Source organism: Chitinophaga sp. (genome assembly GCF_035761305.1).
In the GTDB taxonomy this organism is placed as follows: domain Bacteria; phylum Bacteroidota; class Bacteroidia; order Chitinophagales; family Chitinophagaceae; genus Chitinophaga.
In genome coordinates, this window is record NZ_DASTRI010000229.1 from 1 (window position 1) to 6,040 (window position 6,040).

The 6,040-nt window shown below is 49.7% G+C and carries 5 protein-coding genes; 3 read left to right on the top strand and 2 right to left on the bottom strand.

Annotation, left to right across the window (positions count from 1 at the left end; genetic code table 11):
* The 3 genes from VFS25_RS19460 to VFS25_RS19470 form a co-directional block, all read left to right on the top strand.
* The coding region (locus VFS25_RS19460) for a hypothetical protein (protein WP_326463845.1) at positions 1 to 297 on the top strand (297 nt) is incomplete at its 5' end.
* 160 nt (positions 298 to 457) lie between these two features.
* Positions 458 to 775, top strand: a complete 318-nt coding sequence (gene trxA / locus VFS25_RS19465; RefSeq protein ID WP_414647766.1) for a thioredoxin — start codon at positions 458 to 460, stop codon at positions 773 to 775.
* A 258-nt stretch (positions 776 to 1,033) separates the two neighbouring features.
* A complete protein-coding gene (locus tag VFS25_RS19470) occupies positions 1,034 to 2,095 on the top strand; it encodes a class I fructose-bisphosphate aldolase (protein WP_326463847.1) in 1,062 nt (353 codons plus the stop codon).
* Between the two features lie 70 nt (positions 2,096 to 2,165).
* Here VFS25_RS19470 and VFS25_RS19475 read toward each other — a convergent pair whose 3' ends face one another.
* Both VFS25_RS19475 and VFS25_RS19480 read right to left on the bottom strand, forming a co-directional pair.
* Entirely contained in the window at positions 2,166 to 3,857 is a 1,692-nt protein-coding gene (locus VFS25_RS19475; RefSeq protein WP_326463848.1) for a LamG-like jellyroll fold domain-containing protein, read from the bottom strand.
* Positions 3,858 to 4,115: 258 nt separating this feature from the next.
* Positions 4,116 to 6,040: gliding motility-associated C-terminal domain-containing protein (locus tag VFS25_RS19480; RefSeq protein ID WP_326463849.1), on the bottom strand; the 1,925-nt coding region annotated here is incomplete at its 5' end.

Below are 6,040 nucleotides of genomic sequence, written 5' to 3' on the forward strand. Positions count from 1 at the left end.
TATGAGTTTAAGGTAACCAGCATGCAACTGCTGCAGGAGGTGAAGAAAACCCATACGCGGCAGGTGTACCTCACCGCCATGCCCAGGTTCATTACCCGCGAAGTAGTGGATTTCCTGTGCGATAATGCCGCCAAGTACCCGGGTAACAGTGAGCTATACCTGCAGCTGATTGACCGGGATAACAACTGGGCGGTAAAGCTGCACACGTTTAACCGGCATATAGAGATGAATGATGAGCTGGCGCAGTTTTTGGCCCAACAACCGGACATAGATCTTTATATAGAAACATCCAAATAGGTATATAGATACAACCAATAAGTAAGATGACAAAAATGCAGTAATTTGCGCCATGGATAGAAATTTGAGGTACCAGGTATGATGTAAAAAATAAGACTTGAACACTTACATTTTACCTCACTTTCATACACGAAATCATATAACTTTAAATACATCAAATATGGCTTTAGAACTCACAGATTCAAACTTTCAGACAGAAGTACTCTCCTCCGATAAATTAAGCGTGGTTGATTTCTGGGCAGAATGGTGCGGTCCTTGTCGCGCTATAGGTCCGGTTATTGAAGATCTGTCTAAAGATTATGCCGGTAAAGTGAACGTAGGTAAGGTAAATGTGGACCACAATCCGCAGCTGTCCATCAACTACGGTATCACCAGCATTCCCGCCATCCTGTTCATTAAAGACGGCCAGGTGGTTGACAAACAGGTGGGCGCTGCTCCCCGGTCAGTACTGGAAAAGAAAATACAGTCACATCTGTAACAGATATTACTGTTTATAGTATTCAAAGCGCCCCGGCTGGGGCGCTTTTGCTTTTACGCTTCCCCGTATAAAGCTGCCTGCCATCATCCCGCAGGAAGGCATAGGTTGTATCTGTCACCAGCCGGCATTAGCCCCTTATTTATGCTACTGTCATCCGCTGTTATAACGACTACCTTTTTATAAATTGCTCCCCAATTCGTAATTCCTCTACGTGGTTCAATTTTTGCGGCCCTCTTTCCCTGTTAAAACACTCCCCCCATGCAAACAAACCTACTCTCCCAGCATTTTTCAGAAAAAGAGCTCACGGACCTTCTCCAGCATACCTGCCAGGCCGTTCCCAAAGACCAGCTGCACCTGCCCGGCCCCGATGCAATGGAAAAACAGTTCCTGCCCAGCAACCGCCCCCCGCAGGTATTGCGTAACCTGGCCGCTATTTTTAACCACGGCCGGCTGGCAGGCACCGGCTACGCCTCCATACTGCCGGTTGACCAGGATATTGAGCACAGCGCCGGCAGCGCCTTTGCTCCCAACCCCATGTACTTTGATCCTGAAAACATTTTGAAGCTGGCGCTGGCAGGCGGCTGCAATGCAATTGCCACCACCTTCGGGCACCTGGCCCTGTTCTCCCGCACCTATGCGCACAGAATACCCTTTATTGTAAAAATCAACCATAACGAGCTGCTCACCTACCCCAATAAATACGACCAGGTGCTGTTTGGCACCGTAAGAGATGCGTGGAACCTGGGCGCAGCAGCAGTAGGCGCCACTATTTATTTCGGCAGCGAAGAGTCGTCCCGGCAGATCATTGAAATAGCGCAGGCCTTTGAGGAAGCGCACAGCCTGGGCCTGCCTGCCATTCTCTGGTGCTACACCCGTAATAAAGCTTTTGTAAAAGACGGTAAGGATTACCATACCGCAGCTGACCTTACCGGCCAGGCCAACCACCTGGGCGCCACCATACAGGCCGACCTGTTAAAGCAAAAGCTGCCGACCATTAACGGCGGCTTTACCGCCCTGCAGTTCGGCAAAAGCCACCCGGATATGTATGATAAGCTCACTACCAACCATCCTATAGACCTGTGCCGCTACCAGGTGCTGAACGGGTACGCCGGCCGCATTGGCCTTATCAGCTCGGGCGGTGAGTCAAAGGGAGAAAAAGACCTTACAGAAGCCCTGCGGTCCGCCATTATTAACAAACGCGCCGGCGGAACGGGCCTGATACTGGGACGCAAAGCGTTTCAGCGCCCGTTTAAGGAAGGGGTAGCCTTGCTGAATGCCGTGCAGGATGTGTACTTGAACGGGGAGATCACCATCGCGTAATACAATGCAAAAGCGGGACTGCTCAATACTATTGAACAGTCCCGCTTGATTATTCAGCATCATCTGAAAATTAGTTCACCACCAGCTTTCGTGTAATGGTTTTACCACCGTATTGCAGGTGGATAATATAAATGCCACTGTGTAACTGACCAGGGGCAGTCAGTACTATAGTATTCTTACCTGCTGTGAGGTTATTACGCTGTACAGCTACCGTTTGCCCGGCAACATTTACCAGGCGTGTAACCAGCCTCTCAGCCTGCGCTACCTGCAGGTCTATCTTCACTTCATTCCTGGCCGGGTTAGGGAACACCAGTACGCTGTTGTTCTCCGGCGCCATTTTTTCCACATGGCTGCTCATTGTAGCAAATGCAACAAGACTGTCAACACGATTACTGTCAGCAGCTGCAGGAGTAAAGGCGCCACACTTGCAGGAGTCTGGACTTGTAGCCAGCCTCCACGGGCAATAGGTAGTGCTGTCATTAATATTTGCGCTGTTGGTAATGGTGCCGTTATAAGCAGTAGTACCCTGCTTATTTACAAGGCTGTTAAAGGTAAAATAAGCCTTCAGGCCGGTTTGTGTGGCGGGACTAGGCAATGTTGTTTCCATATAAGCCTTGATCTCTGCCTGCGTTCTGGCCACATTCCATACCCGTACTTCGTTTACGTAGCCTTTAAAGTCAATCGGGTAAACGGATGTGTTATCTCCCTCCATACCTATACGCAGCGGCCAGTTATTGGTAATAAGGTTACCTGAAGCAGGTACCTGGTCCATTAACACGCCGTTACGGTAATATTTCAGGCTGCTGCCGTCATACACCATTGCAACATGATACACGGTGTTGAGCTCAATCTCACAGGGGGCTACCACCTGTACAAAGCCATTCACCGTTGTAATACCTGCTGCATTGGGACGGAGAAAATAATTCGCATCTGAAGGATCCTGGTGTTTTGATACCAGGTCACCGCCCTGTGAAATAGCATCATAAGCTTCTGTTCTTTCAAACAGCGCTTCCACGGTAAGCGCATTGCCGGTAATATCCAGGTCACCGCTGGTTACGCCGGAATGCGTACCTGTAATATGTAAAAAGGAATTACAGGAAATGGTGGGCGCTGCACAGCCAGGATTTGTTTGGCTAATACTGGCCGAGTTTACAATAGTGCCATTATAGGCAGCGGTTCCCTGCAGGTTGGTAAGGCTGTTAAAAACGTAATAGGCCTTTAAACCGGTTTGGGACGCGGGGCTGGGCAGGGATTTATCCATATAAGCCTTGATCTGTGCCTGCGTTCTGGCCACATTCCATACCCGCACTTCATTCACGTAACCTTTAAAGTCAATGGGATAAATGGATGTGTTGTCCCCTTCCATACCAATGCGCAGCGGCCAGTTATTAGTAACAAGCGTACCGGTGGCTGCTACCTGGTTCATTAACACACCATTACGATAAAACTTTAAGGTTGCGCCGTCATATACCATGGCTACATGGTAAGTCTTGTTCAGCTCCGCATTGCAGGTAGTGGTTACCTGCTTAAAACCAGTGCTGGTGGCAATACCGGCCGCATTTGGGCGAAGAAAATAATTCGCATCAGACGGGTCACGGTGTTTAGACACCAGGTCGCCACCCTGGTAAGTAGGGTCGTAGGTATCGGTTCTGTTAAACACTGCTTCCACGGTAATGGCCGTACCGGTAACATCAAGGTCACCGGCGCTTACGCCTGACTTAACGCCTGTAATTTGGAGGAACGAATTACATTGAGCTAACATAACATGACCGTTAAGCATAAACACGGTCAAACATAGTGCAAACGGATAGCGTAAAAGGCTACCTTTCAATAGGGCATTTCTCATAAAGGGTAATTTTTAATTAAACAAACAGTGATAGTAATTATACGAATGGTACGGGTTAACCAGCTGGTAAGGGTTTTATTTCATAAGTATAAAGTTATCGTATCAAAGATAAAAATTCTCCCGTAATATTTAAATGGCGCAGGAGAATTTTTATCTTTTTAGTTATATGCCTTTCTACCGTATCAGCGTAAACGTTCCCTTTTGCGTTAGTAGCTGTTTTTCATTTCCGTAATACGCATACTGTACCAGGTACACATATGTGCCCATGGGCTGCGGCTGGCCTTTATAGCGGCCATCCCACCCGGTTTTCATGTCAAACGATTCATACAGCAGCTGGCCCCAGCGGTTATACAGCTGCAGGTGATAGCTGCTTACGCCTTTTACCTTTGCACGAAACACGTCGTTGATGCCGTCTGCATTAGGAGTAAAAGCATTGGGCACATACAGCGAAAGGTTGTAAGAGAGCAGTATGTTTACGGTATCTGCAGGCACACAATTCAGGCCGGTTACGGTGTTTACAATGTACCGTGTCGGGTGCAGGGGCTGCGCAATGGGTGCGGCGCAATCCGTGCAGCTCAGGCCATCGGCCGGCGCCCACACATAATCGGGTGCATTCACTGCCACCAGCTGTATGCTTTCACCAATGTTAATGGTGGTATCTCTGTTCAGGATCGTTACCGGCGGAAGGTCTATGTCGTTAATGTGGATAGTGGTGTCCATCGAACAGCCGCGGGCATCCGCTACTTCCAGCGCATAATCACCTTCATTAAGATTATCCACCAGGGTGGCATTAACCGGTATGCTGTTCCAGTACAGGCTATAGGGCGGCGTACCGCCGTTTAATGCAATATCTACACTCCCATTCTGGCGGCCGCATAATTCATCCTGTTTGGTTACCTGTACGTCAATGCTAACAGGGTCTTTCAGGTCCACTAAAAAACTGTCAATACAAACGCCGTTGCTGGTATATACGGTATAGGCGCCGCCTCCCAGGTTGCTGAAAGTATTGCTGCTCTGGTAAGGCGATCCGTTAATGGCGTATTCAAAAGGCGGCACGCCCTGCTGCACCTGAACACTGATCGTTCCATCCGCCACCCCCGCGCAGCTGGGCACTATCATGCTGCCGGTGGTAGTGAGTATCCTGCTGGCATCCACGCTTACTGTTACCGGCTGCGATACTTCACAGCCTTGCTGGTCCTGCACACGTACAGTATAGGTGCCGGCCTGCAGATTATCAAAGGCATTTGTGCTAACAGGACCTGTGGCATCCAGGTAATAGTTATAAGGTTGTACGCCGCCGGTGGCGGTAAGCACAATGCTGCCGGCAGGCTGGTTACAATCAATACTGGTAGTAGCGGCGTTCAGCTGCATTACCTGGTTCAGGTTCACAGTAATGTCATCCTGTGCCGTACAGCCGCCGTTGTTCACAGTTACGCTGTAGATGCCGGATTGGTTAACGGCAATCTGCTGTGTGGCCGCTCCTGTGCTCCATTGGTAGCGGTAGGCCGGGCCGGCGCCGGCATCCAGGGTTAACGTTCCGCCGTTGCATATGGTGGTATCATTACCCAGGTCTGCTGCCGGTGGCGGTAATACCACAATGGTTTTACAGAATATGCTTTGAGAAGGTAGCAGCTCGTCTGTTAACAGGTTAATAGTATAGATACCTGGTGTATTATAGCTGATGGCCGGAGGCTGCTGCTGTGTGGAGGAAGGTATGCTGGCGTTGTTACAACCGCTGAACACCAGCCTTGAAATAGTATTATTGTCCACGTTTGTTACAAAAGCATACAGGCTGTTGCCCTCCCGGAACATGGTGGAAATGCTGTGCGGAAAGCTCATGCCGCCGCCGGTGCCCAGCGATACGCCAGACACCGCGCCGGTAATACTTCCCGTAAAATCTATCCGCACGATATCGTTGCTAAGTTCATTAACAGCCAGGCCATAAGTGCGGCCGCAATCATGCAGCACACAAAGATCCCGCGGTGCATTCAGCACGTTGCCGGGGTTGCCGAGATTCACCGCTGTTGGCGTATTTAACAGGGAGGAGCCAAAATCCAGCCGGGTCAGGGAATTGGTGTTCCGGTTAGTTACCAGCACAT